Below are 25,793 nucleotides of genomic sequence, written 5' to 3' on the forward strand. Positions count from 1 at the left end.
GGACATCAACCACACCCCCTTCCGTCCGTCGGGCTGACGGCATGATCCTCACACCTACGGCGTCGCCACACAAGCCCCGCGCCGCAAGCCGGGCGCCGCAAGCCCCGCGCCGCAAGCCCGGCGCGGCGCACGCCCAACGGCGTCACCCCTACCGCCGTGCCGCCGGCTCGCCGTGGCCGAGCGCCTACCCGGCCGCGCCGGATCGCCCCTCGCCGGGCGTCGCCGGCGCGACGTCGGCCGAGGGGAGCCGGACGGTCACCTCCAGGCCGCCGCCCGGTTGGGCGACCGCGTGCACGGTGCCGCCGTGGGCGTCGCAGACGGCCCGCACGATGGAGAGTCCCAGCCCGGAGCCGCGAGCGCCGGTACGCTCCCGCCCGCCGCGCCGGAACGGCTCGAACAGCCCGGGCACGTCGGCCGGGTCCACCTCGAAGCCGGTGTTCCCCACCACCAGCCAGGAGTGCCGCCCGTCGGTGCCCGTACGCACCCAGAGCCGACCGTGCAGGTGGTTGTAGCGGACGGCGTTCTCGACGAGGTTCCCGGCCAGCCGGTCCAGCAGCCCCGGGTCGCCGACGACCGGTGCTGACTCCAGCGACGTCTGCACCTGCAGGCCGATCCGCTCGACCTCCCGGCGTACGGCCGACAGCGCGTTCGCGGTGCCGGTGGCGAGGTCGCACTCGGTACGCCGGCCGAGCTGGCGGCCGGCCTGCGCCTCGCTGCGGGCGAGCACCAGCAGCGCGTCGACGAGACCGTTCGCGCGCTCCGACGCGTCCCGTACGACCGTGGCCATCCGCCGGTACTCGGCGATGTCCGCCTCGTCGTCGCTGAGCGTCACGTCGATCTCGGTACGCATCACGGCGAGCGGGGTGCGCAGCTCGTGGGACGCGTTGGCCACGAAGCGCTTCTGCGTCTCGAACGCGGCGGCGATCCGGTCCAGCATCGCGTCGAACGTCTTCGCCAGCTCGGCCACCTCGTCGTCCGCGCCCGAGTAGCCGATGCGCTGGTCGAGGGTGGCCTCGCCGAGCCGCTGGGCGGTGGCGGTGACCTGGTGCAGCGGGCGCAACGCGCGGCCGGCCACCGCGTACGCGCCGGCCACCCCGACGATCCCGATCGCCAGCAGCGCCACCAGACCCTTGGCCAGCAGCTCGCCGGAGGCCGAGTCGACCAGTTGCCGCTGCCACTGGGCGGCGTCGAGCGACCGGCCGTCGGCAAGCACCACGGTGGTGCCGGGCAGCAGCTCGTCGCTGGGGCGCAGCGCGTCGCGGACGAGCAACCAGGCGAGCAGGACCAGGACGGCGCCCGCACCGACCAGCAGGACGCCGTTGAGCAGGGTGAGCCGCAGGCGCAGGGTGGGGCGCAGCCGTGGCCGACGGCCCGTCCTCGCGAGCCGGGCCGCGGCGACGCCGGCGGGGGTCACGCCGCCACCTCGGCGGTGCGGTAGCCGGCCCCGACCACCGTCTCGATGAGGGGCGGGTCGCCGAGCTTCTTGCGCAGGGTCATGACGGTGACCCGCACGATCGTGGTGAACGGGTCGGTGTTGGCGTCCCAGACCCGCTCCAGCAGCTCCTCGCTGGACACCACCGCGCCGCGCGCCTTGAGCAGCTCGCAGAGCACGCCGAACTCCTTGTTGGTGAGGTCGACCGGCACCCCGCCACGGGTCGCCACCCGCCGGGCCGGGTCCAGCACCAGGTCGGCCAGGGAGAGCACCGGCGGGGTGGCCGGAGTGGCCCGCCGCCCCAGCGCCTGCACCCGGGCGACCAGCTCGTCGAAGGCGAACGGCTTCGGCAGGTAGTCGTCGGCGCCGAGCTGCAACCCCTCCACCCGGTCGGCCACCGTGCCGCTCGCGGTGAGCATCAGCACGCGGGTCAGCGTGTCGGAGGCGGCCAGCTCGGCGCAGATCTGGTCACCATGCACGCCGGGCAGGTCGCGGTCCAGCACCACGACGTCGTAGCGGGTGACGAAGGCCATCTCGTGACCGGCGTCACCGTCGTAGGCGACGTCGACCGCCATGCCCCGCTTGCGCAGGCCGCGCGCGATCGCGTCGGCGAGGTTGCGCTCGTCCTCCACCACCAGTACCCGCATGCCGGCCTCCTCGCTGCTGACCACCCGACAACCTAGTGGCGGCCGCCAAACCAGCATCCCTCGCCGCCCCGTCGTTGCCGGAAACCTTCGCCGTACGCGATGCTTCCGGCATTCGGCTACAGCGACGGACGGACGTGCCATGACCACAGCAGCCCCGCCCCGGACGCGGGACATCGCCTACCGCGGGTTCCGCTTCCCTGGGGACGAGGGACGGGGAGCCGCCGTGGGGCTGCGCGCCGGCGCGACCGGGCTGGTGCTCGCCGAGCCGGCCGGCGTACGGCCCGGTCCGGACGGCGACGACAACCGGTACGAGTGGGGACGCTGGACGTCCCCTCCGGTGCCGGCCGGCTTCCCCGTCGCGGAGGTGGTCCCCTCCTGGACGGCACGCACGCCGGACGGCTGCTGGATCGACGTGGAGCTGCGCGGCTGGCACGGGGACGCCCCGGCCACCGGCTGGTACACGCTGGGCCGCTGGGCCGCCGACGACCGGACCGTACGCCGCGCCTCGGTGCCCGGGCAGCGCGACCCGGCGGCCCGGGTGGACGCCGACACGCTCGTGGTCGGCGAGGCCACCGTCACGGGCTGGCAGGTCCGGGTGACCCTGCTCCGGCCGGCGGGCAGCGACCTCGGCCCGGCGCTGCGTACGGTCGGCGCCGTCGCCAGCGGATCCCCCGCCGACGGCCCACCGGACGCGCCCGCCACGCCGGACGGCCCTGACGCGGCCGACGCGGCGGACGGCCGCGGCGCGCGGGGCGTCGTGCTGGACGTCCCCCGCTACTCGCAGCGGCTGCACGGCCCCCAACCCCGCTGGGGCGGTGGCGGCGACGCCTGGTGCAGCCCGACCTGCACGTCGATGGTGCTCGCCTTCTGGGACGCCGCGCCACCGCCCGAGCGATACGCGTGGGTGGACCCGCCCGGACCGCGCCCGGTGGTGGTGCACGCCGCCCGGCACTGCTACGACCACGCCTACGACGGCACCGGCAACTGGCCGTTCAACACCGCGTACGCCGGCCTGCACGGGATGGACGCGTTCGTCACCCGGCTGCGCTCGCTGACCGAGGCGGAGGCGTTCATCGCCGCGGGGATCCCCCTGGTGGTCTCGGCGGCCTTCCGGGTCGGCGACGTGCCCGGCCTGGACTACGACACGCGGGGCCACCTGATCGTGCTGGCCGGCTTCACGGCGGGCGGGGACCCGGTGCTCAACGACCCCTACGCGCCGGACGACGAGGCGGTGCGCCGCGCCGTCGCCCGGGACCGGTTCGAGGCCGCCTGGCAGCGCGGCAGCGGCGGGATGGCGTACGTCATCCACCCGCCGGACGTGCCGCTGCCCCCGGCGCCCGCGCAGCCGAACTGGTGACACCGACGCCGTGGCGTACGGCGGCCCGCCGGAGGGTCACCGGCGCAGCGGCCAGAGCCCGTAGGTGCCGTCCATGCGCCGGCAGATCAGCAGGGCTCCGCCGAGCTGGCACTCCCCGGCGGCGTCCCGCAGCACGTCCAGCCGGCGGACGGTGCCGTCGGTGTCGTGCAGTTCGGCGACGAGAAGCCCGCCTCCCGGATACGGCCGAACGCCGACGAACCCGTCGCCGAGCGTGCCGGGCAGCGCCAGCTGCCAGCGTCCCCACCACCCGAGGACCCGGCCGGTCCTCGGGTCGAGCACCGCGATCTGCTCGGTGTCGGAGCCGGCGCCGTGGCTATCCACCACGCTCGCCACGAGGCGGTCGCCGCTCGGCCAGACGCCGCCCCACCGGGTGTCCGCCCAGAGACGGCGCCCGGAGGCCGGGTCCACGGCCACGACCCCGGCCCCGCGGCCCTGCAGGCAGAGGACCGGGCCGCAGTTCGACACGTAGAGCAGCTCGTCGACCCGAATCTGCCAGCGCCGTCCGAAGCCGTCCAGGTCGTACGCGGTGACCGTGGCGGTCGTGCGGTCGACGGTCAGCACCAGGTCGCCGATGACCTGCGCGATGATCTGGCCGGCGTCGGCCGGCCCCCACAGGTCGGCGCTCGCGCGTACCGCGCCGGTGGCGAGGTCGCGCACCTCGACCCGGCCGTCCGGCCTGCTGTAGACGAACCGGTCGGCGCCGGACGCCTCGTCGGGCCGGTAGTCCAGCTGCCCGGGCGGCAGGTCCAGCTGCCACCGGACGGTGCCGCAGCAGGCGTCGACGACCCGCAGGAGCCTGCCCCGTTCGTCGTCGCCGGTCTCCAGGAGCAGCGACCCGTCGGGGAGCGGGAGCGCACTCCCCTGCTGCTGCCACCGCCGCCCGCCGGTGGCCCGGTCGAGCGCGATGGTGACGGGACCCGGCCCATCGTCGGCGAATACCTGATAGCCGGTCACGAGCAGCAGGTCGTCGTGCGCCGACATCCCCCAGTACCGGCCCTGCACCGGCAGCGGCATCTGCCACTCCCGCTCCCCGCCCGGCAGCCGGTACGCGCGCAGCAGCCCCTGCCGGCCCTGCGGACCGGCGGGGTCGATCACCAGGAAGAGGTCCTCGACGACCATCGCCTGGGCGCCGAGGGGCGCCGGCAGCACGACGACCTCACGTCGGTCGGCCGGCGCACCGGCCGTCAGGGTGACCAGCGCGGCCAGGAGCACCAGCGCGCACCGCAGCGGCCGGCCGACGGCGCGGGGCGGGCGCGGCAGCGGGTCCGGCTCACCGGGGTCGTGCCGCACCTCACCGAGGTCGATCATCCGCTCGCTCATGCCGGCAACCTCCACACGCCGAACGACGAGCGGTCCGGCCGCCGGCAGACCAGCGTGAGGTCCGGCCCCGTGAGGCAGTCGCCGGCCGCGCCGGGGATCACGTCGACGGTGCGGGTACGCGCGACGGCGAGGTCCAGCTCGACGACGACCAACCGGTCGTCGGCGGTGCGCCGGAGGCCGAAGAAGGGTCCGCCCGGGTCGGCCGGCGGCACCAGCTGGCCGGCGTCCAGCTGAGCGAGCTGCCGACCGGTGGCGGCGTCCAGCACCGCGAACGTGGTGGGGCCCGCCCGTCTGGAGAGGACGAGCAGGCGGTCCGCCCGATGCGGCCCGCCCCACCAGCGCGTGACCAGCGTCTCGGACTCCGCCGACGTCCACCGGAGCGCACCCGTCGTCGCGTCGAACGCCTGGAGCCCGCCGCCGGACTCCGGGACCGCGCAGACCAGCGCCCCGCAGTCGTCCACGTACGACACGGCCCACGGCAGCGGGACCGACCAGCGCCGTCCCAGCCCGTCCAGGTCCCGGGCGGTCATCGTGGCCGCCCGCCTGTCGACGTGCACGAGCAGGTCGCCGATCACCTGGAGCGGAGCGTCCACGTCGAGCGGCCCGAGGTCGGCCCGGTGCCGCACCTCGCCGGTCGCGGCGTCGCGCACCTCGACGCCACCGTCGGGCCCGGCCAGCACCACCTGGTCGACCGCACCGGGCCGGCGGTGGTGCAGCACGCCCTTGTCGGGTGCGGGCGCCGACCAGACCGTCCGCCCGCTGACGACGTCCACCGCCCGCACCGTGCGGTCCGGGAGGTACGGGGAATCCGCGAGCAGCAGCCGCCCGGCGCCGTCGACCTCACCGGCGCCGGGCAGCTGCCACCCGAGCCGCCCCGTCCGGGCGTCCAGCATCGTCGTCTCGCCGATCGGGTGGTCGTCGCTGCTGCTCGTGAACAGGATCGACCCGTGGCTCGTCTGCGCCCGCCAGGGGTCGCCGGTGATCGGCAGCGGGGTCCGCCAGCGGGGCTCGGGTCGTTGGGCGGCACCGGTCGGGTGCTCGGGGAGCGGGTAGGCGACCACCTCACGGGGGCTGCCCGGGCCCGAGACCGGCGAGACGACGAGGATCAGGTCGTCCGCGAAGAACACCTGGCCGGTGGGTGAGCCGGGCAGCACGGAGGCGATGCGGGCGGGCGCCGGTCCGTCGGCGGCGAGCCCCGCCGCCACGACCAGCGCGACCAGTGCCGTCCACAGAGGACGTCGAGCCGGCCGCGTCCGGGACCGGGGCGGGGGTTCGTCCGGGAGCGGACCGTCGCGCACCTCGCCGAGGTCGATGACCATCATGGCCTTCCTCCCGTCACCCCCGCCGCGACGGAGACGCACGTCCGGCAAACCGGCCGTGGCCGCACCGGCCCGGCAAATGCCCCGCATCCGGCCTGTACGATGGCGCGTCGTGGCCGTGCCGGTGGTAGAACCCTCGCTGAGTCCCGTTGCCGACACCGACCCGACCGAGGTCGGTCCGACGCGACGGGCCCGGCGCCGACCGGCCCGTGCCGACGTGCTGGCCCTCGGAGCCTATGTGGTGCTCGGGGTTTTCGTCTGCCTGCACTACTGGGGGGACGTGCAGGGGCGGGTGTCCTCGCACCTGCCCACCGACCACAGCTGGTTCGAGTGGCTGTTCACCCACGGGGCGTACTCGGTGCGCCACCTGGAGAACCCGCTGTTCACCACCCGTCAGAACGCCCCGCTCGGGGTGAACATGATGGCGAACACGTCGCTGCTCGGGGTGACGCTGCCGCTGGCGCCGCTGACCATGCTGCTCGGCCCCCAGGTGATGTACGCCCTCTACCTCGGCGGCGCGCTCGCCGCCACCGCGGCCACCAGCTACTGGATGCTCTCCCGGCACCTGGTGCGCTCCCGGGCGGCGGCCTTCCTCGGCGGCGCGTTCCTGGGTTTCGCGCCGGGCGTCGTGCACCACGCCAACGGCCAGCCCAACTTCGTCTCGAACTTCCTGCTGCCCCTGATCGTGGTGCGGGTGCTGCGCCTCGGCGAAGCCGGCCGGTGGCGGCGCAACGGGGTGGTGCTCGGCCTGCTGGTCGCGTACCAGATCTTCATCAACGAGGAGATGCTCCTGCTCACGGCGCTGGCCTGCCTCGTCGTCGTGCTCGCGTACGCCGTGCAGCGGCCGGCCGCGGCGCGGGCGGTGGCCGGGCGGTTCGCCGCGGGGCTGGGCGTGGCCGGCGGGCTGGCGCTGCTGCTCACGGCGTACCCCATCTGGTTCCAGTTCAACGGGCCGCAGTCCTACCGTGGCCTGCAGGGCGGGGTGTTCCACAACTGGGGCGAGGACCTGGCCGCCTTCGTGACCTTCCCCCGCGACACGCTGGCCGGTGATCCCGCCGTCGAGCAGACCATCGGGCTGACCGAGCAGAACACCTGGTTCGGGTGGCCGCTGGTGCTGGTCGCCGTGGTGGCCCTCGTGCTGCTGGTCCGGCGGTCGCTGGTGGCGCGGATCCTCGCGGTGCTGACAGTGGTCTTCTCCGTCGCCGCGCTCGGCCCGCGGATCCGGCTGAACGGCGAGGAGACCACGGTGAACGGTCCCTGGCACTACATCCCGGACGACCTGCCGCTGGTCGAGATGATGATGCCGACCCGGCTCGCCCTCGTGGTCACCGCGGCGGTGGGCGTGCTGCTCGCCCTCGCCTGGGACGCGCTCTCCCCGGCCGGCCGCCCGGCCGGCGGGCTGGTGCCCGTCCAGCGCGGCGGCGAACCCGGCCGCGCGGAGACCGCCGTCCGCCGGTGGCGGCGCCCCGTGGGGTACGCCGCCATCGCGCTCGCCGTGCTGCCGCTGTTCCCGCGACCGCTGCCGGCCCAACCCGTCGACCCGCCACCGCACTTCATCACGGCGGGCGGCTGGCGCCCGTACGTCCCCGCCGGACGGACGCTGGTGCCCGTGCCGATCCCGAGCAACGTGCACGGCCTGCCGACGCTGCGGTGGAGCGTCCTCGCGGGCCAGGAGTTCCCGATCCCGGGCGGGTACTTCATCGGTCCCAACGAGCGCGGCGAGGGTGTCTTCGGCGCTCCCAACCGCCCCACCAGCAGCCTCATCTACTCCACGATGGACTCCGGCACGGTGCCGGCGCTCACCGACGAGAACCGCCGGCAGGCGATCGAGGACCTGCGGTGGTGGCGGGCCTCCGTGGTGGTGCTCGGCGCCCACCCGGACGAGACGGTGCTGCGGGAACTGATGACCGGCCTGCTCGGCCCGCCGCAGCGTGTGGACGACGTCTGGCTCTGGGACGTCCGCCCGCTGGTCGGCTGACCCGCGCGGGTCAGCCTCCAGTTCGGCCAGCGTGTCGACGGTCGGGCGCGGCGGTGCCCGTCGCCATCAGGACGGACGGCCGGTCAGCGCCCGCACGTCCCAGACCCACACGTCCAGCTCGCGGCGACCGGGACCGACCAGCTGCTCGACGGTACGCCGCAGCGGCTCGGCGTTCTGCTGACCGACCGGCAGCACGAGGATGGCCGCCCGCCAGCGCCGCAGCTCGTCCAGCGACCGGCGCCGCTGCCGGTCGTCCAGTTCCGGCGTACGTCCGGTCGTGGCCACCTCCTCCAGCAGCCGGCCCACGCCGCTGGGGCGCCCGCCGAAGCGTCCCGGGTCGCCCGTGTTGCCGTTGCGCGGGGCGAGGAAGTACCCGCCCGGGATCTTGAAGTCGAGGTTGGTGGCGGCCGCCCAGCGCATGCCGTTGGTGTTGCCCATGCTGGGCACCGGGATCGGCACGAGCGTCTGGTCCGGTCCCACGTACGCCCGCCACCGGTCGGCCGTGATGAACTCCGGCACCGGCGGGCGGGACACCACCCGCAGCGGCATGGGAGCGATGGGCAGCAGCGCGAGCACCAGGCCGGCGACGGTGAGCGTCCGCACGGTACGCCGGTCGGCCAGCGGCAGCGACCAGGCCCGCTCGACGGCCAGCGCCAGCAGGATGCCGATCATGACCGAGGTGATGAGGCCGAACCGGGTCGGCACCACCGCGTCGAGCAACGGCAGCCGCACCAGCCACTCCCACGGGCCGGTGACCACCTCCCGGTGCCACCAGGAGATCCGCTCGCCGAGGGAGAGCACGGCGAAGACGACGCCGGTCGCCGCGAGGGCGCGGACCAGCACCTCCCGGCGCAGCCAGAGCACGATGCCGACGGCGAGCAGCGCCAGGCTCCACCCGAAGAACGCGTTCTCCTCGGAGTAGTTCGGGGCGAGGTTGGCGTTCGCCCGCTCGTTCCCGCCGAGGGTGGGTGAGCCGGGCGCGAAGAAGGCGGCGATGTCGTTGCCGTAGTCGCGTACCGCGTCGCTGAGCCCGTGGTACGCCATCGGGCCGGCGAACTGGATGTAGAGCGGGTACGCGAGCAGCGCACCGGCCAGCACCGCGCACGCCGACAACCCGACGGCCAGCGGCCGCCACGCCGCCGACCAGCGGGCCGGCTCCTGCACGACCACGGCGAGCAGGAACACCCCGCAGGCCAGCGCCGTGAAGAGAAGGATCTCCTCGTTGATGAACGCCTGCACGGTGACCAGCAGCGCGAGCAGCACACCGTCGCGGACGGGGCGTCGCGAGCGCGTGAGCACGAGCACCCGCCACACGATGAACGGCAGCAGGTACTGGCTGATGATGTTCGGGTGCCAGTTGGCGTGCGAGAGCATGGCCGGCGAGAACCCGCAGAACCAGCCGCCGACGGCCGCGGCCAGCGGGTTGCGGACCACGTGCCGGGACAGCATCCGGTACCAGGCCGCGGCGGTGCCGGCGAGACCGAGCGTGACCAGCAGCACGAACGAGACCGCCGGTCCGAAGAGCAGGGTCACCGGCACCATCGGGATGCCGAGGGCCAGGATGGCCGTGTTGGCCATCAGGTTGACCCCGTCGGGGTAGTTGAACTGGTCGGTGTAGAACGGGAACTCGCCGTGCAGCACGACGCGTACCGAGTGGGCGAGGAAGAACTGCACCTGCGCCGGGTCGCTGCTGTAGAGCGAGGCGACCCGGCCGGCCGGGTCCATCCAGATCCGACTGGTCACCCAGAGCGCGGCGAGCAGGAAGAGGCCGTACACCGCGAGGTCCAGGCGGCGGCGCGTCCACCGCCATCGTCGGGCGGGGGCGTCGACGACCGTCGCGGGGGGATCCGCGGACTCGGTGGCACCGGCCGGTGACCCGGCGACGCGCGCGGCCGGCGGCCGGTCCACGGTGGACACCACCGTGGCTGCCCCGTCGCTCGCGGCGTCCACCACGGGCTCCGTCCGGACGCCCGCGACGGCGTCGGTATCCAGGGCGGATGCGGCGCGGGACTCGGCAGGCGTCACAGTCGGCGGAGTCTACCCGAGAGGTGATAAAGCACGAAAACCGTGCGGTCGGTCCCTTGTGGGCCGGTCCCGCGCGCGGCGGTCCGGCGGCGCTCGGCCGCACTCGTCGGACATCTCGTACTATGACGCTTCCGACTGGCACGCGACGATCGGGGGCGTACAGGTGGCTCCAGTCCGCCGGAGCGCTAGGACGACCACCGCACTGCTGGCCGTGCTGCTGGCCGCGACGGCCTGCGGTCCGGTCGCCGACCGGCAGCCCGGCGACCTGCGCGTCGGCTACGACAGCCTGGACGGTTCGCTCCCCGTCTGGCCGCCCCGCGGCGGCCTGGCCGGCGACGCGTCGGTCACGGCGGCCGTGACCGACGCCGTAGGGGACTGGCGCTCACCGACCGACGACCGCGTGCACCTGCCCACCTCCGGCATCCTCTTCGCCGGCGAGGTGGACGGTGCCCCGCTGGCCCTGGTGGCCGCCGACGTGCCCGGCCACGCCGCCTCCTGGCTGCTCCAGCTCACCGGCGACGGCGGCCGGTACGCGGTCACGCGCGCCGCCGAGTACACCGACCCCGGCTACCTCGTCTACTCCGACGTGCTGCCCGTGTGGACCTCGGCGGGGCGCCGCTACCTGGTGTCCAACCGGGTGCAACGACTGCTCGGCCCGGACGGCCGGGCGCTGTCGACCACCGACGGCATCAGCGACCCCGCCGACGTGCCGGAGTGCCGGGCCGTCCCGGTGACGGCCACCCTGCGCTCCACCGAGTCGGTGCCCGGGGGCCGGGCCGCGGAGCGCCTGCTCGACCTCGGCACCGGCGTCACCGACCCGCGCTACCCCCTGGTCCGCGACCAGAGCGGCGCCGGCCGGCGCGCGCTGGCCGGCCTGGACACGTGCGCGCTCGCCGGCGAGGAGGGGCCGTTCGGCAGCATGCCCCGGCGGATCGGCGACCGGGACGCGCCGGGTTCGGTGCCAGAGTCGTGGCCGATGGCGAAGGTGACCCTCCGGTCGCTCGGCGAGCTGACCCTGGGTCGGGGCGAGGCCGGCGACCTTCAGCAGCTGACCTGGGAGAGCGCCACCGACACGATGACCGCCGTGGTCTACCGGCCGCCCGGCGGCGGCGCCCCGGTGGTCTCCCCCGCCGACCGGGTGGACGCGCTCCAGGCGTACCGGCTGCCGGTTCCCGACCAGCCGCTGATCGTGCTGACCTGGCGGCCCGCCCGCGACAGCTCGCTGTCGGTGCCGCCGGGCACCCCCCTCGTGCTGCAACGGCCGGGGCTCGCGGTGCTGCTGGAACCGGAGCGCCGCCTGACGGTCAGCCTGGCCGCCGCGGAGAAGACGCACTACCGGTCGGTCGGCGGCCGCTGACCGGCGCCGGGCGGCCGCCACCCAGACCGGGCCGCGGGCGACCCACCCGCCGCGGCCGGCTCACACCGCCGCCGTACGCGACGGCGGGCGGCCCCCGACCGGGACCGCCCGCCGCCGTACGCGTCAGTTCTGCGCGGCCGTGTCGTCGGCGGTGACCCGCACCGGGTCCACCGGCACGCCGTCCAGCCCGGAGATCCAGCCGGTGACGTCCCGGGCCACGTCCTGCGCGGTGAGCCGGAGGTCGGCGAGGATCTGCGCGCGGGTGCCGTGCGGGTGCCAGTCCGCCGGCACGCCGAGGTCGCGCAGCGGCACCCGGACGTCGGCGTCACGCATCGCCTGCCCGAGGGCGTCACCGACGCCCCCGACCCGCACACCGTCCTCGACGGTGACCACGAGCCGGTGCCCGGCGGCCAGCTCGACCAGCTCCGCGGGGACCGGCCGGACCCAGCGCGGGTCGACCACGGTCACCCCGTAGCCCTGCTCGGCGACCCGGGCGGCGACCTCCATGCCGAGGTGGCCGAAGGCGCCGACGGCCACCAGCAGCACGTCGGTACGCGTCGACTCGGCCAGCACGTCGACCGGCCCGATCCGGCGTACGGCGGGCAGGTCGGCGGCCACCGTGCCGGTGGGGAAGCGGATCACGGTGGGGCCGTCGTCGACGCCGATCGCCTCGCGCAGCTCCTCGCGGAGCGAGGCGGCGTCCCGGGGCGCGGCGATCCGCAGGCCCGGCACCACCCCGAAGACGGACATGTCCCAGATGCCGTAGTGGCTCGGCCCGTCCGGGCCGGTGACGCCGGCCCGGTCCAGCACGAAGGTCACCGGCAGCCTGTGCATCGCCACGTCCAGCAGCACCTGGTCGAAGGCCCGGTTGAGGAACGTCGCGTAGACGGCCACGACCGGGTGCAGGCCGCCCATGGCGAGGCCGGCCGCCGACGTGGCCGCGTGCTGCTCGGCGATGCCCACGTCGTACACCCGCTCCGGGTACTTCCGGGCCAGGGTGGCGATGCCGGTCGGCTCGGCCATCGCGGCCGTGATGCCCACCACGTCGGGCCGCTCGTCGGCGATCGCGACCAGCTCGTCGGCGAAGACGTGGGTCCACTTCACCGACGGCGCGGCGACCAGCTGACCCGTCTCGACGTCGAACGCGCCGCCGGGGCCGTGCAGGCAGTCCGCCTCGTCCTCCTCGGCGGGGCGGTAGCCGTAGCCCTTGCGGGTGACGGCGTGCACGATCACCGGACCGCCGAAGTTCTTCGCCGCGCGCAGCGCCGACTCGACGGCGGCCACGTCGTGCCCGTCGACCGGACCCACGTACTTGATGCCGAGGTCCTCGAACATGGCCTGCGGGGCGACCGCGTCCTTGATGCCCTTCTTGACCGCGTGCAGCACCTCGTACATCGGCTTGCCGACGAGCGGAGTGGAGCCGAGGGCCTCCTTGACCGTGTCGAGCACCTTCTCGTAGCCCGGGTTGAGGCGCAGCGACGAGAGGTGGTCGGCGAGGCCGCCGATGGTCGGCGCGTACGAGCGGCCGTTGTCGTTGACCACGATCACCAGCGGGTTGCCGGCGGCCGCGATGTTGTTCAGCGCCTCCCAGCACATGCCGCCGGTCAGCGCGCCGTCACCGACGACGGCGACCACGGCGCGGTGCTCGCCGCGCAGCGCGTACGCCTTGGCGAGGCCGTCGGCGTACGACAGCGCCGTCGAGGCGTGCGAGTTCTCGATGAGGTCGTGCTCGCTCTCGGCCTGGTTGGGGTAGCCGGAGAGACCACCACGCTGGCGCAGCCGGTCGAACCCGGCCTGCCGGCCGGTGATGATCTTGTGCACGTACGCCTGGTGGCCGGTGTCGAACAGGAGCCGGTCGCGGGGCGAGTCGAAGACCCGGTGCAGGGCGAGTGTCAGCTCGACCACACCGAGGTTGGGCCCGATGTGCCCCCCGGTGCGGGACACCTTCGCGATCAGGAAGTCACGGATCTCGGCGGCGAGGATGCCCAGCTGCTCGGTGGACATCCGCTTGACGTCCTGCGGACTTCGCACCGTGGCCAGCAGCCGGCCGTGGTCGGCCGTGCCCTCTTCAACACTCATGACCGCAGAGTCTATCGGCCATCCGGTACTCCGCAGCCCGGCCCGACGTTCCCCCCGCCCGACGCGACGACCCCAGCGCCTGCTCAGGGACGGATCCGCAGCCGGCGCGGCGGCGGCACCGGCGTCGCTCGGGGGCCGGGCCCGGAGGGGGTGAAGGAGCCGAGGACGGCCGCCCGGGCCGCCCCGGTCACCGACGGGATCGCGCCGGGCAGACCGTGCCAGGACAGCCAGCCCAGCAGGGCGAAGGCGTACGCCTCCCTGGCCTGGGCCGGCACGCCCAGCTCGTCGGTGGTCCGCAACCGCCAGCGGCCGGCGCCCAGCGCGGCGAGCCGCTCCCACAGCGTCCGGTTGCGCACCCCGCCGCCGGCGGCGATCACCTCGACGACGCCGTGCCGGTCGCACTCGGCGGCCACCACCCGGGCGGTCAGCTCGGTGAGCGTGGCCAGCACGTCGTCGGCCGCGACCGGCTCACCCAGCGCCGCGAGCCGTTCGTCGAGGTAGCCGGCGTGGAACAGCTCCTTGCCGGTCGACTTCGGGGCGGGAGCCGCGTAGTACGGCTCGGCGAGCAGCGCCGCGAGCAGCCCCGGGTGCACCCGACCGGCCGCCGCGCGGGCGCCGTCGCGGTCGCAGGGCTGCCCGAGGAGGCGGCGGGCCGCGGCGTCGAGCAGCGCGTTGGCCGGCCCGGCGTCGTACCCGAGCACCGGCGCGCCCGGTGCGACCACGGTGAGGTTGGCGATCCCGCCGAGGTTCAGCGCGGCCCGCGGCGCGCCCCCGGCCGCCGCGGCCTCGTCGGGGGCCAGCAGCAGGGCGTCGAAGGCCGGCACGAGCGGCGCGCCCTGCCCGCCGGCGGCGACGTCGGCCGACCGCAGGTCGCTGAGCACCGGTACGCCGACCCGCGCGGCGACCCGGGCCACCGCGCCGAGCTGGAGGGTGCCCCGCGCCACACCGTCCTGCACCCAGTGGAAGACCGTCTGCCCGGGCGAGACCACGAGGTCGACTCCGCCGCCGGCGAGGTCCAGCCCGACCGCCGCCGCCTCGGCGAAGACCTCGCCGAGCCGGTTGTCCAGGCGGCAGACCGCCTCGATCGTGGTGGCCGCCGGTGGCAGCAGCTCGCCGATGCGCTCCCGCAGCTCCTCGTCGTAGTCGAGGCCCCGGTGCCCGAGCGGCCGCAGCCAGAGCGTGTCCCCCTCGACGGTGAACTCGGCGGCGACCACGTCCACCCCGTCGTACGACGTCCCCGACATCAACCCGACGATCTTCACGGAAGGGCCCTTCTTGACGGATCCGGTAGGGAACGGGTCCCGGTCAACGCTCGGGCGGCAGCAGCAGCCCCACCAGTTCGACGTGCTGGGTCATCGGGAACAGGTCGAACCCGCGCAGGGCGGCCAGGCGCCAGCCCAGCCCGGCGAAGGTGCGGACGTCCCGGGCGAAGGCGGCCGGGTCGCAGGCCACGTAGCCGACCGCCCGGGGCGCGGCGGCGACCAGCTCGCGGACCACCCGGGCGCCCGCACCGGTACGCGGCGGGTCGAGCACCACCACGTCGACCGGGCCGGTGATGCGCCGCCGGGCCAGCGCGGTCTCCACCCGGGCCGCCACCACCTCGACCCGGGGCAGGTCACGCAGGTTGTCCCGGGCGGCGGCGACGCCCTGGGCCGCCGCCTCGACCAGGGTGACCCGCCCGGCGTCGCCGACCCGGCCGGCCAGCGCCGCGGCGAACAGCCCGGCACCGCCGTAGAGGTCCCACGCCACCTCCCCCGGGCGGGGCTCCAGCAGCTCCAGCACCGCGGCGACCAGCGTGTCGGCCGCCGCCGGGTGCACCTGCCAGAAGGCGGACGCGGGCAGGGCCCACTCCCGGCCGGCGGCCACCTCGCGGACCGTGGCCGGCCCCTCGACCGTGGTGGCCACACCGCCGGCCACCGTCGACACGGCCACGTCGCCGCCGGTCGAGGCCACCGTCTCCACGGCCTCGGCGTCCGGCCAGCGGGCCCCGCTCGCGGGCAGCACGGGCAGCCGCTGGATCGCCGGGTGGGCGATCAGGCAGCGGTCGATCGGCACCACCTCGTGCGAGCGGTGCTTCAGCAGGCCGGCGCGGTCCGCGGCGTCCACCGCGTACCGGACGCGCGAGCGCCAGCCCAGCGGCCCGCCGGGCAGCGCCTCGACGCGGACGCCGAGCCGGTCCACCTCGGCGTCGGTGAGGCCGCCCAGCCGCGACAGCTGCTCGCGCACCACGGCGGCCTTCCACTCCCGCTGCGCCGCCGGCGCCACGTGCTGCAGGTCGCATCCGCCGCAGCGGCCCGGCCGGGCGTACGGGCAGGGTGGTTCGACCCGGTCCGGCGACGCCTCGATGACCGTCACGGCGTCGGCGCGGACGAACCCCCGGTGCACCTCGGTCACCTCGGCCACGACCCGCTCACCGGGCAGGGCGTGCCGGACGAAGACCACCTGCCCGTCCACCCGGGCCACGCAGTGCCCGCCGGGGGCCACCGGGCCCACGGTCAGCTCGACCCGCTCCGCCTCGGCCAGCCCGGGCGTGGCTGCCGGCTCAGCCACGGCCGTCGCCCGGCCCGGACTCGCCCGGCGGCGCCGACACGACCGGCGGGACCGTCGGCGGCAGGGTGCTGCGCGGCGCCACCCGCGGCCCGCGGGCCGGGCCACGGGAGAGCGTGGCGTCCAGCCGGGACAGGTCCTTGTTGGCGGTCGAGGCGAGCTGCCACGGCACGCTCGTCACCATCACCCCCGGCTCGAACAGCAGCCGGGTCTTGAGCCGCAGCGCGCTCTGGTTGTGCAACAGGTTCTCCCACCAGCGGCCGACCACGTACTCCGGGATGAAGACGGTGACCACGTCGCGCGGGGACTCCCGGCGGGTGTTGGCCACGAAGTCGAGGATCGGGCGCGTGATCTCCCGGTACGGCGAGTCGATCACGGTGAGCGGCACGGGCAGCTCCCGCCGCTCCCACTCCTCCTGGAGGTCCCGGGTGTCCTTCTCGTCGACGTTCACGGTGACCGCCGTGAGGGTGTCGGGCCGGGTCGCCCGCGCGTACGCGATCGCCCGCAGCGTCGGCTGGTGCAGCTTGCTGACGAGCACGATCGCGTGGTTGCGGGCGGGCAGCACGGCCCGACCCTCGTCCGGCGGCGCGAGTTCCCGCGCGACCCGGTCGTAGTGCCGGCGGATCGCCAGCATGAGCAGGTAGATCACCGCCATCGCGGCGATGGCGATCCAGGCGCCGAGCAGGAACTTCGTGATCAGCACGATCACCAGGACCGTCCCGGTCAGCCCCATGCCGAACGTGTTGATGGCCCGGGACCGGTGCATGCGCCGGCGCGCCTCCGGGTCCCGCTCGATCTTCAGGTGCCGGTTCCAGTGCCGGATCATGCCGGCCTGGGAGAGGGTGAACGAGACGAAGACCCCGACGATGTAGAGCTGGATGAGCCGGGTGACCTCGGCCTGGAAACCGACGATCAGCACGATCGCGAAGGCGGCGAGGAAGAGGATGCCGTTGGAGAAGGCCAGCCGGTCGCCGCGGGTGTGCAGCTGTCGGGGCAGGTAGCGGTCCTGGGCGAGGATCGAGCCGAGCACGGGGAACCCGTTGAACGCGGTGTTCGCGGCCAGGAAGAGGATGAGCGCGGTGATCCCGGCCACCACGTACAGCAGGATCGACCCGGAGCCGAAGACCGCCTCGCCGAGCTGGGTGGTGACCGTCTTCTGCTCGTACCCGGCCGGGCCGGAGACGATCTGCGCCGCCGGGTCCTCGACGAACTGCAGGTGGGTCAACCGGGCCAGCCAGATGATCCCGACCAGCATGCTCACGGCGATCACGCCGAGCAGCAGCAGGGTGGTGGCCGCGTTGCGGCTCTTGGGCGGCTTGAACGCCGGTACGCCGTTGGAGATCGCCTCGACGCCGGTGAGCGCGGCGGCGCCCGAGCTGAACGTGCGCAGCAGCAGGAAGACCAGCGCGAACCCGGTCACGCTGTGCTCGGCCTGGATGACCAGGTCGGCGCTGGGTGCCCGCAGCTCGTGGCCGAGGACGAAGACCCGGATGAGACCGGTGAGCAGCATCCCGCCGATCACGATCACGAAGCCGTAGGTGGGGATGGCGAACGCCGTGCCGGACTCGCGCAGGCCACGCAGGTTGACGGCGGTCAGCAGCACCACGGCGATCACGGCGATCATGACCTTGTGGGTGGCCACGAACGGCACCACCGAGCCGAGGTTGGCCACCCCGGAGGAGACCGACACGGCCACCGTCAGCACGTAGTCGACCAGCAGCGCGCTGGCCACCCCGATGCCGAACTTGGGTCCGAGGTTGACCGTGGCCACCTCGTAGTCGCCGCCGCCGGAGGGGTAGGCGTGCACGTTCTGCCGGTAGCTGGCCACCACCGTCAGCATGACCACCACGACCGCGAGCGCGATCCACGGCGAGAAGACGTACGCCGAGGCCCCGGCGATCGACAGGGTCAACAGGATCTCGTCGGGGGCGTACGCGACGCTGGACAGCGCGTCGGAGGCGAAGACGGGCAGCGCGATGCGCTTCGGCAGGAGGGTGTGCTGGAGCCGGTCGGACCGGAACGGTCGACCGACGAGCAGCCGCTTCAGCAGCGAGGTGGGACTGGCCACGAACGCCAAGGGTACGTCCAGGGGGACGGAGGTGCCGGGGTGGGCGATCATCGCCGCGCGCACCGGCGCGGTACCGTCGGTCCTCGTTCCCCGCGGGGACGTGGCAGGCTCGCACCCGACGGGTCCGCGCGGACGGGTACGCACCTTGGGAGGGAAGCGTGCATGTCGTGATCATGGGCTGCGGGCGGGTCGGGTCGACCCTCGCCCACAGCCTGGAGTCCCGGGGGCACTCGGTGGCGGTGATCGACCACGACGCCGACGCCTTCCGGCGGCTCGGCCCGGACTTCGCCGGGATCACGGTGACCGGTGCCGGTTTCGACGGTGACGTGCTGCGCCAGGCCGGCATCGAGCGGGCCGACGCGTTCGCCGCGGTCTCCAGCGGCGACAACTCGAACATCATCTCCGCCCGGCTGGCCCGCGAGACGTTCGGCGTGTCCCGGGTCGCCGCCCGCATCTACGACCAGCGGCGGGCCCAGGTCTACGAGCGGCTCGGCATCCCCACCGTGGCGACCGTCCGGTGGACCGCCGACCGGATGCTGCGGCACCTGGTGCCGGAGGGGAACGTGGAGATCTTCCGCGACCCGACCAGCACCGTGTCGATCGTCGAGGTGCCCGTGCACAAGGACTGGATCGGCCGGCCGGTGCGCGCCCTGGAGGAGGCGGCCGGGGCACGGGTGGCCTACCTGATCCGCTTCGGTATCGGCACGCTGCCCACCACGTCCACCGTGGTGCAGGAGGGTGACCAGGTCTTCATGCTGGTCACCGACGACATCGTGGCGACGGTCACGTCGGTGGCGTCGGCGCCGCCGGAAGGAGGGCACTAGCCATGCGGGTCGCCATCGCCGGCGCCGGCAACGTGGGGCGCTCGATCGCCCAGGAGCTGATCGAGAACGGCCACCAGGTGATGTTGATCGAGCGGCAGCCGAAGATGCTGCGGCCGGACCGGGTGCCCGACGCCGACTGGGTGCTGGCCGACGCGTGCGAGCTGGCCAGCCTGGAGGAGGCCGACCTCGCCGGCTGCGACGTGGTCGTGGCGGCCACCGGCGACGACAAGGTCAACCTGGTGGTGTCGCTGCTCGCCAAGACCGAGTTCGCGGTGCCCCGCGTGGTGGCCCGCGTCAACCGGGCGGAGAACGAGTGGCTCTTCACCGAGCAGTGGGGCGTCGACGTGGCGGTGAGCAAGCCGCGCGTGATGGCCGCGCTGGTCGAGGAGGCGGTGACGGTCGGCGACCTGGTCCGGCTGATGACCTTCCGGCAGGGCGAGGCGAACCTCGTGGAGATCACCCTGCCGCCGACCGCGCCGTACGTCGGCCAGCCGCTCCACGCGGTGCCGCTGCCCCGGGACTCGGCGCTCGTGGCCATCCTCCGTGGCAAGCGGGTGCTGGTGCCCAGCCCCGACGACCCGATCGAGGCCGGCGACGAGCTGATCTTCGTGTGCACCGCCGAGGTGGAGGACGCCGTCCGGGCCGTGGTCCTCGGGCCGGACAGCGTGGAGCGCACCCGCGAGGAGCGCTGACGCTCACGGCTTCCGCCCGCCCGCGCCACGGGCGGGCGGCCCGACGCGCCGGGCGTCAGCTGCCGGCCAGCGGCTCCGGCTCCGGCTCCCGGGTGACCCGGCGCACCGTCCAGACGGTGATGAGCAGCAGCAGGGCGTACGGCGGGTAGCCGAGCACCAGCCGGGCCACGCCGAGCGCGGTGTCCTGGTGGGCGAGGTACAGCCCGGCCTGCACGCCGACCTTGGCCAGCCAGACGACACCCCAGAGCACGGTCAGCGCCGTGAACGTGCGCACCAGCCGTGGGTCGTCCCGCCACTCCGAGCGTCCCTTGGCGACCAGCACCGACCAGAGCCACCCCACGAGCGGCTGACGGATGGCGGCTGAGAGCAGCAGGACGAGCCCGTAGCCGACCCCGTAGAGGATGCCGGGGAGGTAGAAGTCCCGCTCGTCGCCGGTCCGCCAGGCGATGGCCGCGCCGATGGCGATGCCGAAGAGGCCGTTGACCGCGTGCCGGATCGGGCGGCGCTGGACCAGCCGCACGGCGGCGATCAGCAGCGCCACGGCCACCGAGGCGATCACCGCGGGGCGCAGCTCGCCGATGATGTTGGCGATCACGAAGACCACCACGGGGATGCTCGACTCGGCCAGGCCGCGGAAGCCGCCGAGCTGCTCGGCCACCTGTTCGGCGATGGTGGGCAGCTGCTCCTCGTCCGGTGGCTCGATCTCCGGCTGGGCGGCCCGGTGCTGTCCGGTGGTCATCGGCTCCCGTTCGTCCGCGCGGTCACTTGGGCTGGTCCAGCTCGTAGTACGGGTTGTAGATGACCTTGCGGTCGTCCCGTACGGCGATCCGGCCACGTGCGGTCAGGTGCCGGCCCGGCTCGATGCCGGCGATGTGCCGCCGCCCCAGCCAGACCAGCGTCACCACGTCGCTGCCGTCGTAGAGGTCGGCCTCCAGGGTGGGCAGGTTCGTGCGGGGGGTGTAGACGACCGTGCGCAGCCGCCCGCTGACCGACACCACCTGCCCGCGGGAGCACTGCCGCGCCGGGACACCGCCGCACTCGGCGCTCTCCCGTTGCAGCTCCTGCGCCTCGATCTCGGCCTCGCTCGCCGTGAGCCGGTGCAGGATCCGCCGCAGCGACCCCCGGCTCTCGTCGGTGGTCATGACCTCCGCGTCGTCCTCTCCTCGCTGGCCGGCGGAGCCGGCGCTGGCCCGGCCCCGACATCGCCGGGACCGTCCCGCCAGCGTACGCCGACCGGAGCGGTCCCGGCGGTCCGGTGACCCCGCGGTCAGACCTGCCGCGGCTCGGCCGGGCGCCCGCCGTCCGGGGACGGCTCCGGCCGGGCCTGGTCGGCCATCTCCCGCGGCAACCGCAGCGGCAGCGGCTCGCGCACCGGCTTGGCCTCCTGGCCCCGGTCGACGACGAGCCCCTCCAGGCACGCGGCCAGCGGGCCGGCCGCCGCCGGGTCGACCGCCGCGGCGCCCTGGTAGACGCCGCGCACCATCCACCGGGGGCCGTCGATGCCGACGAAACGGAGGTCGGTCGTGCCGTCGGGGGTACGCACCCGGGCCCGCAGCTCGGTGCCGTAGTCGCCCTCGACCTCCTGGGCCGCCGCGCCGTCGTTGAACAGCGACTGGCGGATCTCCTCCCGCACCTCGTCCCAGATCCCCTCGGACCGGGGCGCGGCGAAGACGCCGAGCTGCAGGGCGTTCTGCCCGTGCACCAGCACCACCTGCTGGATGACGCCCTGCTGGTCGGCCTGCACCCGCACCTCCACCTCGGGGACCGCGGGGATGTGCAGGCTGCCGAGATCGAGCCGGGTCACCCCGGACGGCGCCTCGGAGATGTCGTACGGGCCGCGGGTGAGGGTCGGCGGGCTCGCCTCCTCGGCCTGGTTGTCGTCGAGGACCTCGGTGGTCCGCTCGTCGCGGGCGTGCCGCCCGGCGGCCCGCTTCCGGGAGAAGATCACTGCGTCCACCCTCCGCTGTTCACGCTCACCCTGTCACCTCTTCGCTGCGCCGGTCGGCACCCGGCGGGTCGGCCGGCGGCGGCACCAGACCGGCGTGCCCGCCGGTGGAGCCGTGCCCGCCCGTCCCGCGCCGGGACGGCGGCAGCTCGGCCACCGGCTGGAACTCGGCCCGCGCCACCCGCTGGACGACGAGCTGGGCGATCCGGTCGCCCCGGGAGATCTTGGCGGGAGCGACCGGATCATGATTGATCAGGTTCACCAGGATCTCGCCCCGGTAGCCGGCGTCGACCGTACCGGGCGCGTTGAGCACCGTCACACCGAGCCTGGCCGCGAGACCCGACCGGGGGTGCACCAGGCCCACGTACCCCTCCGGCAGGGCGACCGCCACCCCGGTCGGTACCAGGGCGCGCCCGCCGGGCGGCAGCTCCACGTCCGTGGCGGCCATCAGGTCGGCCCCCGCGTCGCCCGGATGGGCGTACGCCGGGAGCGGCAGCTCGGGATCGAGCTGCCGTACGGGCACGGGTACGACGTCGGTCACGGTTCCCCTCTTCCGTCCGGTACGGCGGTGACCCTGCCATCCTGCCGGGTACCCGGCCCGCCGTCCGCCGTACCCTCGGACTGTGAGCCTGTCGCCGTCCTCGCCCTCGTCCGCGCCCCCCGTTGCGGCCCGCTCGGCGTACGCCGAGCGCCTCGGCCTGTCCTGGTGGCTGTGGCTGGCCGGGCTGGCGGCCGCCGGCCTGCTCGCCGCCGAGCTGTGGATGGGCGCGCCGGGGCTGCGCTCCTGGCTGCCGTTCGCGGTGCTGCTGCCGTCCGCCGCAGCGGGGCTGTGGTGGCTGGGCCGGATCCGGGTCGCGGTCCGCGACGGCGAGCTGCTCGTCGACGACGCCCGGCTCCCGGTGCGGTACGTCGCCGACGTGGTCCCGCTGGACGCCGCCGGGCGGCGCGAGGTGCTCGGTGTCGGCGCCGACCCGCTGGCGTTCGTGGTGCAGCGTCCGTGGATCAGCGGCGCCGTGCAGGTGGTGCTGGACGATCCCGCCGACCCCACCCCGTTCTGGGTGGTGAGCACCCGCCGCCCCGTCGAGCTGGCCGAGGCGATCCTGGCCGCCCGCGACGCCGCCCGCTGACCGTCGCCGCGCGCGTCAGGGCGCGTCGGGCAGTGACCGTGGTGGCAGACCGGGCAGCGCCCGGCGCTTGCGCCGCAGGTCGTCGCGGACCTGGTCGCCGAGTGCCCGGGTGGCCCGGCGGTTGAGGTAGCTCGCGACGGCGGCCCCGGTCAGGAACGGCCCCAACGTGGTGAGGTTGCGGCCGAAACGGCGCAGCAGGGTGTCCCGCAGCTCGCGGCGGGCGGCCGTGCCGAGCACGGCGCCGACGCCGGCGCCCGGCATCATCGGGTTCACGCCGCGCTGGGTGGCCCAGCCGTGCACCAGCGCGACGGCGCGCTGGCCGCGGCCCTCGGGCAGCGGGACGCCGTACACCTCGTGCAGCTCGCCGATGAGCTTCAGCTCCACCGCCACGACGGCGATCGTCTCGGCCGCCAGCAGCACCGGGGCGGACAGCAGCGTCGGGGTGGCGGCCCACTCGACGGCGGCGACGCCGCCCCCGGCCGCGCCCACCCCGGCCGTCGCCCGGGCGGCGTTGCGGACCAGCCGCTCGGCGAGGGCCTCGTCGTCCAGCCCCTCGAAGTGCCGCCGCAGGGTGGCGAGGTCGCGGACCGGCACGTGCGGCGCGATCTCGGCGACCGTGTCCACCATCCAGCGGACGGCGGCCCGGGGCTTGAAGAGGTCACCCAGCCCGCGCGCCCGGGCCTGCCCCACGAGCCGGCCGAGCAGCTGACGGCGACGTTTCGGAGCGAGGTCGTCGGCCGTCAGCGCCGCCACGGTGGCGCCGAGCTCCTCCGACGCGTCGCCTCGCTCGCCCATGCCCTCGTCCTCCCGGATCGCCGACTCGCCCCCCGTTGCGAGTCAAGCAGTTCCACACCAGCGCCGCATGGCGACGCCGACAGCGGCGGCCCCGATCGGGAGGCCGCCGCTGGGGTGGACCGAGGTCAGACGCACTCGCGACAGATCAGCTCGCCGTTGCGCTCGACCGCCAGCTGGCTGCGGTGGTGCACCAGGAAGCAGCGGGCGCAGCGGAACTCGTCCTGCTGCATGGGCAGCACCTTGACGGTGAGCTCCTCGTCGGCCAGGTCGGCGCCGGGCAGCTCGAAGCTCTCGGCCACCTCGGCCTCGTCGACGTCCACGGCGCCCGACTGTGAGTCGACCCGCCGGGCCTTGAGCTCTTCCAGGCTGTCCTCGCCGAGGTCGACCTCGTCGCGACGCGGAGCGTCGTAGTCGGTGGCCATCGGTTTCACTCTCCCATATCGATGTGGTCGTACGGTTGTAACGCCGGACGACGCTGTTTCGGTTCCGCTGGCCGGCCACCCGTTGTGTCGGTCACCCGACCCGACAACACCCGCCGGTCGGGCCCGCCAGGAAACTCCCCCAGCGAGCGCGGTACCTTACCCCCCCTTCGGGCGAGGCATGTATACCGCCCTCGTGGCAGAGATGTACGCCCCCGCACGGCAAGTTGTTCCCAATGTGACTCAGGCGACACGAAGATAGGGGTAGTAGTACCCGGTTCACCGATGGCGCGCCGGCATGTCCGGCTGTTTCCACGCGACGGTCGGACAACCGTTAACCTCAGCGGCGTACCCGACGGCCGGCGGGCGGCGCGGACGCCGGCGGCCGCCGCCACCCACCTGGAGTCCGGGGAGCGCCCAGATGAGTTTTGCGCGAGTGCGGGCACTCGTTGTCGTCGGTCTGCTGGCGGTCCTCGCCATGGTCTTCGTCGTGGTCGCGCTGGTACGCGACACACAGAGCAACGCGGGCGGCGCCAAGGGCTGCCCGGAGGGCTGGCCGCTCGCCGACGTCACGCTCCGCGAGCGCAAGGACGTGAAGATCAACGTGCTCAACGGCACGGACCAGCCCGGCCTCGCCCGCCAGGTCGCCGACGAGTTCACCAACCGGCAGTTCCAGGTGAAGAAGGTCGCCAGCGAGAAGAACCCGATCGAGAACATCGCGGTGCTGCGGTACGGCCCGAAGGGCGTCGGCTCGGCCCACCTGCTGCGCGCGTACTTCCTGGACAACGCCAAGCTGGTTTTCCAGGTCGAGCGCAAGGACGACACCGTCGACGTGGTGCTCGGCGGCGCCTTCCAGCAGTTGGCCACCACCACCGAGGTGAACCAGTCCCTCGGCGACCTCGGCTCGCCGGAGGCGCCCCCCGGCACCTGCCCCGCCCCCGTCGACCAGTAGCGCGCCCCGCCGCCCGTCCCGCACCGGCCCGTCCACGGCGGGCGCCGGCAGCCGCGCCGCGCAGCGGGGTCACGGGCCGCCGGAGGCGTCCAGGTCGGCGAGCCGGTCGTGCAGCGGCGCGAAGAGCGCCGGCGGGGCCGCGATCACCAGGTCCGGTCCGGGCGGGCGGCCGCCGAGCCCGGCCACCCGGAGCCCGGCCTCGGTGGCGACCAGTCCGCCGGCCGCGTGGTCCCAGGCGTTGAGCCCCTTCTCGTAGTAGGCGTCGAACCGGCCCTCCGCGGTCAGGCAGAGGTCCAGCGAGGCGGCACCGAAGCGGCGGATGTCGCGGACGTGCGGGATCAGTTCGGCCACCACCCGCGCCTGGTGCGCCCGGCGCTTGGGGTCGTAGCCGAAGCCGGTGGCGACGAGCGTCTGGCCCAGGTCGGTCTCGGTGGAGCAGCGCAGCCGCTCGCCGTCACGCCACGCGCCGCCGCCGGCGGTCGCCGTCCACTCCTCGCCGGTGACCACGTTGCGCACGACCCCGGCGACCACCTGCCCGTCGACCTCGGCGGCGAGCGAGACGGCGCAGTACGGCAGCCCGTAGAGGTAGTTGACGGTGCCGTCGATCGGGTCGACGATCCACCGCACGCCGCCGGGCCCCGCCTCCGTGGCGCCCGCCCCGTACTCCTCGCCCAGCACGGCGTCGGCGGGCCGCAGCCGGCGCAGCGTGTCGAGGACCTGCCGTTCCACCGCCCGGTCGGCGGCGGTCACCACGTCGGTGACCGTGCTCTTGGTCGCGGCCACCGAGACGCCCTCGGCCCGCATCCGGTGCGCCGTGGCGGCGGCGTCGCGGGCCACCTCGACCGCGATCTCCAGCAGTTCTCGTGGTGACGGCGCCGTACCCTGCATC

General features: G+C 74.7%; 23 protein-coding genes. 7 read left to right on the forward strand and 16 right to left on the reverse strand.

Features of this window, described 5'->3' with window-relative positions; all coding sequences use genetic code 11:
* Nucleotides 1-184: 184 nt before the first annotated feature.
* Both OG994_RS16800 and OG994_RS16805 read right to left on the reverse strand, forming a co-directional pair.
* Nucleotides 185-1,414, reverse strand: a complete 1,230-nt coding sequence (locus OG994_RS16800) for a sensor histidine kinase (RefSeq protein WP_240033244.1) — start codon at nucleotides 1,412-1,414, stop codon at nucleotides 185-187.
* Nucleotides 1,411-2,079: a response regulator transcription factor gene (locus OG994_RS16805; RefSeq protein ID WP_120331893.1), complete on the reverse strand. Its 669-nt coding sequence runs from the start codon at nucleotides 2,077-2,079 to the stop codon at nucleotides 1,411-1,413. Before OG994_RS16805 ends, OG994_RS16800 begins: the two co-directional genes overlap by 4 nt.
* A 139-nt stretch (nucleotides 2,080-2,218) precedes the next feature.
* Between OG994_RS16805 and OG994_RS16810 the strand changes: the two genes are divergently transcribed.
* On the forward strand, nucleotides 2,219-3,436 hold the full coding sequence (locus tag OG994_RS16810; protein ID WP_328850279.1) for a peptidase C39 family protein: 1,218 nt from the start codon (nucleotides 2,219-2,221) through the stop codon (nucleotides 3,434-3,436).
* A gap of 36 nt (nucleotides 3,437-3,472) precedes the next feature.
* Here OG994_RS16810 and OG994_RS16815 read toward each other — a convergent pair whose 3' ends face one another.
* Complete coding sequence (locus OG994_RS16815) at nucleotides 3,473-4,777, reverse strand: outer membrane protein assembly factor BamB family protein (RefSeq protein ID WP_328850280.1); 1,305 nt, start codon at nucleotides 4,775-4,777, stop codon at nucleotides 3,473-3,475.
* Complete coding sequence (locus OG994_RS16820) at nucleotides 4,774-6,099, reverse strand: outer membrane protein assembly factor BamB family protein (protein ID WP_328850281.1); 1,326 nt, start codon at nucleotides 6,097-6,099, stop codon at nucleotides 4,774-4,776. The genes OG994_RS16815 and OG994_RS16820 overlap by 4 nt, the downstream gene beginning before the upstream one ends.
* 76 nt (nucleotides 6,100-6,175) lie before the next feature.
* On the opposite strand from OG994_RS16820, the gene OG994_RS16825 reads away from it, so the two are divergent.
* Nucleotides 6,176-8,074, forward strand: coding sequence for a hypothetical protein (locus tag OG994_RS16825; protein WP_328853733.1), 1,899 nt, complete (start codon nucleotides 6,176-6,178; stop codon nucleotides 8,072-8,074).
* Nucleotides 8,075-8,140: 66 nt separating this feature from the next.
* Here the strand turns inward: OG994_RS16825 and OG994_RS16830 are convergent, their stop codons facing one another.
* Nucleotides 8,141-10,099 carry a hypothetical protein gene (locus OG994_RS16830; RefSeq protein WP_328850282.1) on the reverse strand — a complete coding sequence of 653 codons (1,959 nt, stop codon included), beginning with the start codon at nucleotides 10,097-10,099 and terminating at the stop codon, nucleotides 8,141-8,143.
* Nucleotides 10,100-10,262: 163 nt separating this feature from the next.
* Here OG994_RS16830 and OG994_RS16835 point away from each other — a divergent pair, with 163 nt between their 5' ends.
* The gene (locus OG994_RS16835; protein WP_328850283.1) at nucleotides 10,263-11,456 is read left to right on the forward strand and encodes a hypothetical protein; all 1,194 of its coding nucleotides are present in this window, start codon (nucleotides 10,263-10,265) and stop codon (nucleotides 11,454-11,456) included.
* A gap of 123 nt (nucleotides 11,457-11,579) precedes the next feature.
* On the opposite strand, the gene dxs is transcribed toward OG994_RS16835, so the two are convergent.
* The 4 genes from dxs to OG994_RS16855 form a co-directional block, all read right to left on the reverse strand.
* Nucleotides 11,580-13,535: a 1-deoxy-D-xylulose-5-phosphate synthase gene (gene dxs, locus OG994_RS16840; RefSeq protein WP_120331880.1), complete on the reverse strand. Its 1,956-nt coding sequence runs from the start codon at nucleotides 13,533-13,535 to the stop codon at nucleotides 11,580-11,582.
* Nucleotides 13,536-13,618: 83 nt separating this feature from the next.
* Nucleotides 13,619-14,797, reverse strand: a complete 1,179-nt coding sequence (locus tag OG994_RS16845) for an anhydro-N-acetylmuramic acid kinase (RefSeq protein WP_328850285.1) — start codon at nucleotides 14,795-14,797, stop codon at nucleotides 13,619-13,621.
* Nucleotides 14,798-14,840: 43 nt separating this feature from the next.
* Complete coding sequence (locus tag OG994_RS16850; protein WP_328850286.1) at nucleotides 14,841-16,085, reverse strand: class I SAM-dependent RNA methyltransferase; 1,245 nt, start codon at nucleotides 16,083-16,085, stop codon at nucleotides 14,841-14,843.
* On the reverse strand, nucleotides 16,078-18,150 hold the full coding sequence (locus OG994_RS16855; protein WP_328850287.1) for an APC family permease: 2,073 nt from the start codon (nucleotides 18,148-18,150) through the stop codon (nucleotides 16,078-16,080). The genes OG994_RS16850 and OG994_RS16855 overlap by 8 nt, the downstream gene beginning before the upstream one ends.
* Before the next feature lie 158 nt (nucleotides 18,151-18,308).
* On the opposite strand from OG994_RS16855, the gene OG994_RS16860 reads away from it, so the two are divergent.
* Both OG994_RS16860 and OG994_RS16865 read left to right on the forward strand, forming a co-directional pair.
* Nucleotides 18,309-18,974, forward strand: a complete 666-nt coding sequence (locus OG994_RS16860) for a potassium channel family protein (RefSeq protein WP_328850288.1) — start codon at nucleotides 18,309-18,311, stop codon at nucleotides 18,972-18,974.
* Nucleotides 18,975-18,976: 2 nt separating this feature from the next.
* On the forward strand, nucleotides 18,977-19,666 hold the full coding sequence (locus tag OG994_RS16865; RefSeq protein WP_328850289.1) for a potassium channel family protein: 690 nt from the start codon (nucleotides 18,977-18,979) through the stop codon (nucleotides 19,664-19,666).
* A 55-nt stretch (nucleotides 19,667-19,721) separates the two neighbouring features.
* Here the strand turns inward: OG994_RS16865 and OG994_RS16870 are convergent, their stop codons facing one another.
* From OG994_RS16870 to dut, 4 genes are all read right to left on the reverse strand, one after another.
* On the reverse strand, nucleotides 19,722-20,405 hold the full coding sequence (locus tag OG994_RS16870) for a DUF3159 domain-containing protein (RefSeq protein WP_120331875.1): 684 nt from the start codon (nucleotides 20,403-20,405) through the stop codon (nucleotides 19,722-19,724).
* Between the two features lie 22 nt (nucleotides 20,406-20,427).
* The gene (locus tag OG994_RS16875) at nucleotides 20,428-20,808 is read right to left on the reverse strand and encodes an OB-fold nucleic acid binding domain-containing protein (protein ID WP_120331874.1); all 381 of its coding nucleotides are present in this window, start codon (nucleotides 20,806-20,808) and stop codon (nucleotides 20,428-20,430) included.
* 125 nt (nucleotides 20,809-20,933) lie between these two features.
* Entirely contained in the window at nucleotides 20,934-21,614 is a 681-nt protein-coding gene (locus OG994_RS16880; protein ID WP_120331873.1) for a DUF3710 domain-containing protein, read from the reverse strand.
* A 25-nt stretch (nucleotides 21,615-21,639) separates the two neighbouring features.
* Nucleotides 21,640-22,152: a dUTP diphosphatase gene (dut, locus tag OG994_RS16885; protein WP_120331872.1), complete on the reverse strand. Its 513-nt coding sequence runs from the start codon at nucleotides 22,150-22,152 to the stop codon at nucleotides 21,640-21,642.
* 88 nt (nucleotides 22,153-22,240) lie between these two features.
* Between dut and OG994_RS16890 the strand changes: the two genes are divergently transcribed.
* On the forward strand, nucleotides 22,241-22,738 hold the full coding sequence (locus OG994_RS16890) for a DUF3093 domain-containing protein (protein WP_328853734.1): 498 nt from the start codon (nucleotides 22,241-22,243) through the stop codon (nucleotides 22,736-22,738).
* 15 nt (nucleotides 22,739-22,753) lie between these two features.
* Here OG994_RS16890 and OG994_RS16895 read toward each other — a convergent pair whose 3' ends face one another.
* Nucleotides 22,754-23,533, reverse strand: coding sequence for a hypothetical protein (locus tag OG994_RS16895; protein ID WP_328850290.1), 780 nt, complete (start codon nucleotides 23,531-23,533; stop codon nucleotides 22,754-22,756).
* A 125-nt stretch (nucleotides 23,534-23,658) separates the two neighbouring features.
* Nucleotides 23,659-23,955, reverse strand: coding sequence for a DUF4193 domain-containing protein (locus tag OG994_RS16900; protein WP_007075406.1), 297 nt, complete (start codon nucleotides 23,953-23,955; stop codon nucleotides 23,659-23,661).
* 433 nt (nucleotides 23,956-24,388) lie between these two features.
* Between OG994_RS16900 and OG994_RS16905 the strand changes: the two genes are divergently transcribed.
* Nucleotides 24,389-24,904 carry a LytR C-terminal domain-containing protein gene (locus OG994_RS16905; protein ID WP_192902304.1) on the forward strand — a complete coding sequence of 172 codons (516 nt, stop codon included), beginning with the start codon at nucleotides 24,389-24,391 and terminating at the stop codon, nucleotides 24,902-24,904.
* A 69-nt stretch (nucleotides 24,905-24,973) separates the two neighbouring features.
* Here OG994_RS16905 and OG994_RS16910 read toward each other — a convergent pair whose 3' ends face one another.
* On the reverse strand, nucleotides 24,974-25,792 hold the full coding sequence (locus OG994_RS16910) for an inositol monophosphatase family protein (RefSeq protein ID WP_120331889.1): 819 nt from the start codon (nucleotides 25,790-25,792) through the stop codon (nucleotides 24,974-24,976).
* Nucleotide 25,793 lies beyond the last annotated feature (1 nt).

Origin of the sequence: Micromonospora globbae, from assembly GCF_036184225.1 — a bacterium.
GTDB classification, from domain to species: Bacteria; Actinomycetota; Actinomycetes; order Mycobacteriales; family Micromonosporaceae; genus Micromonospora; species Micromonospora globbae.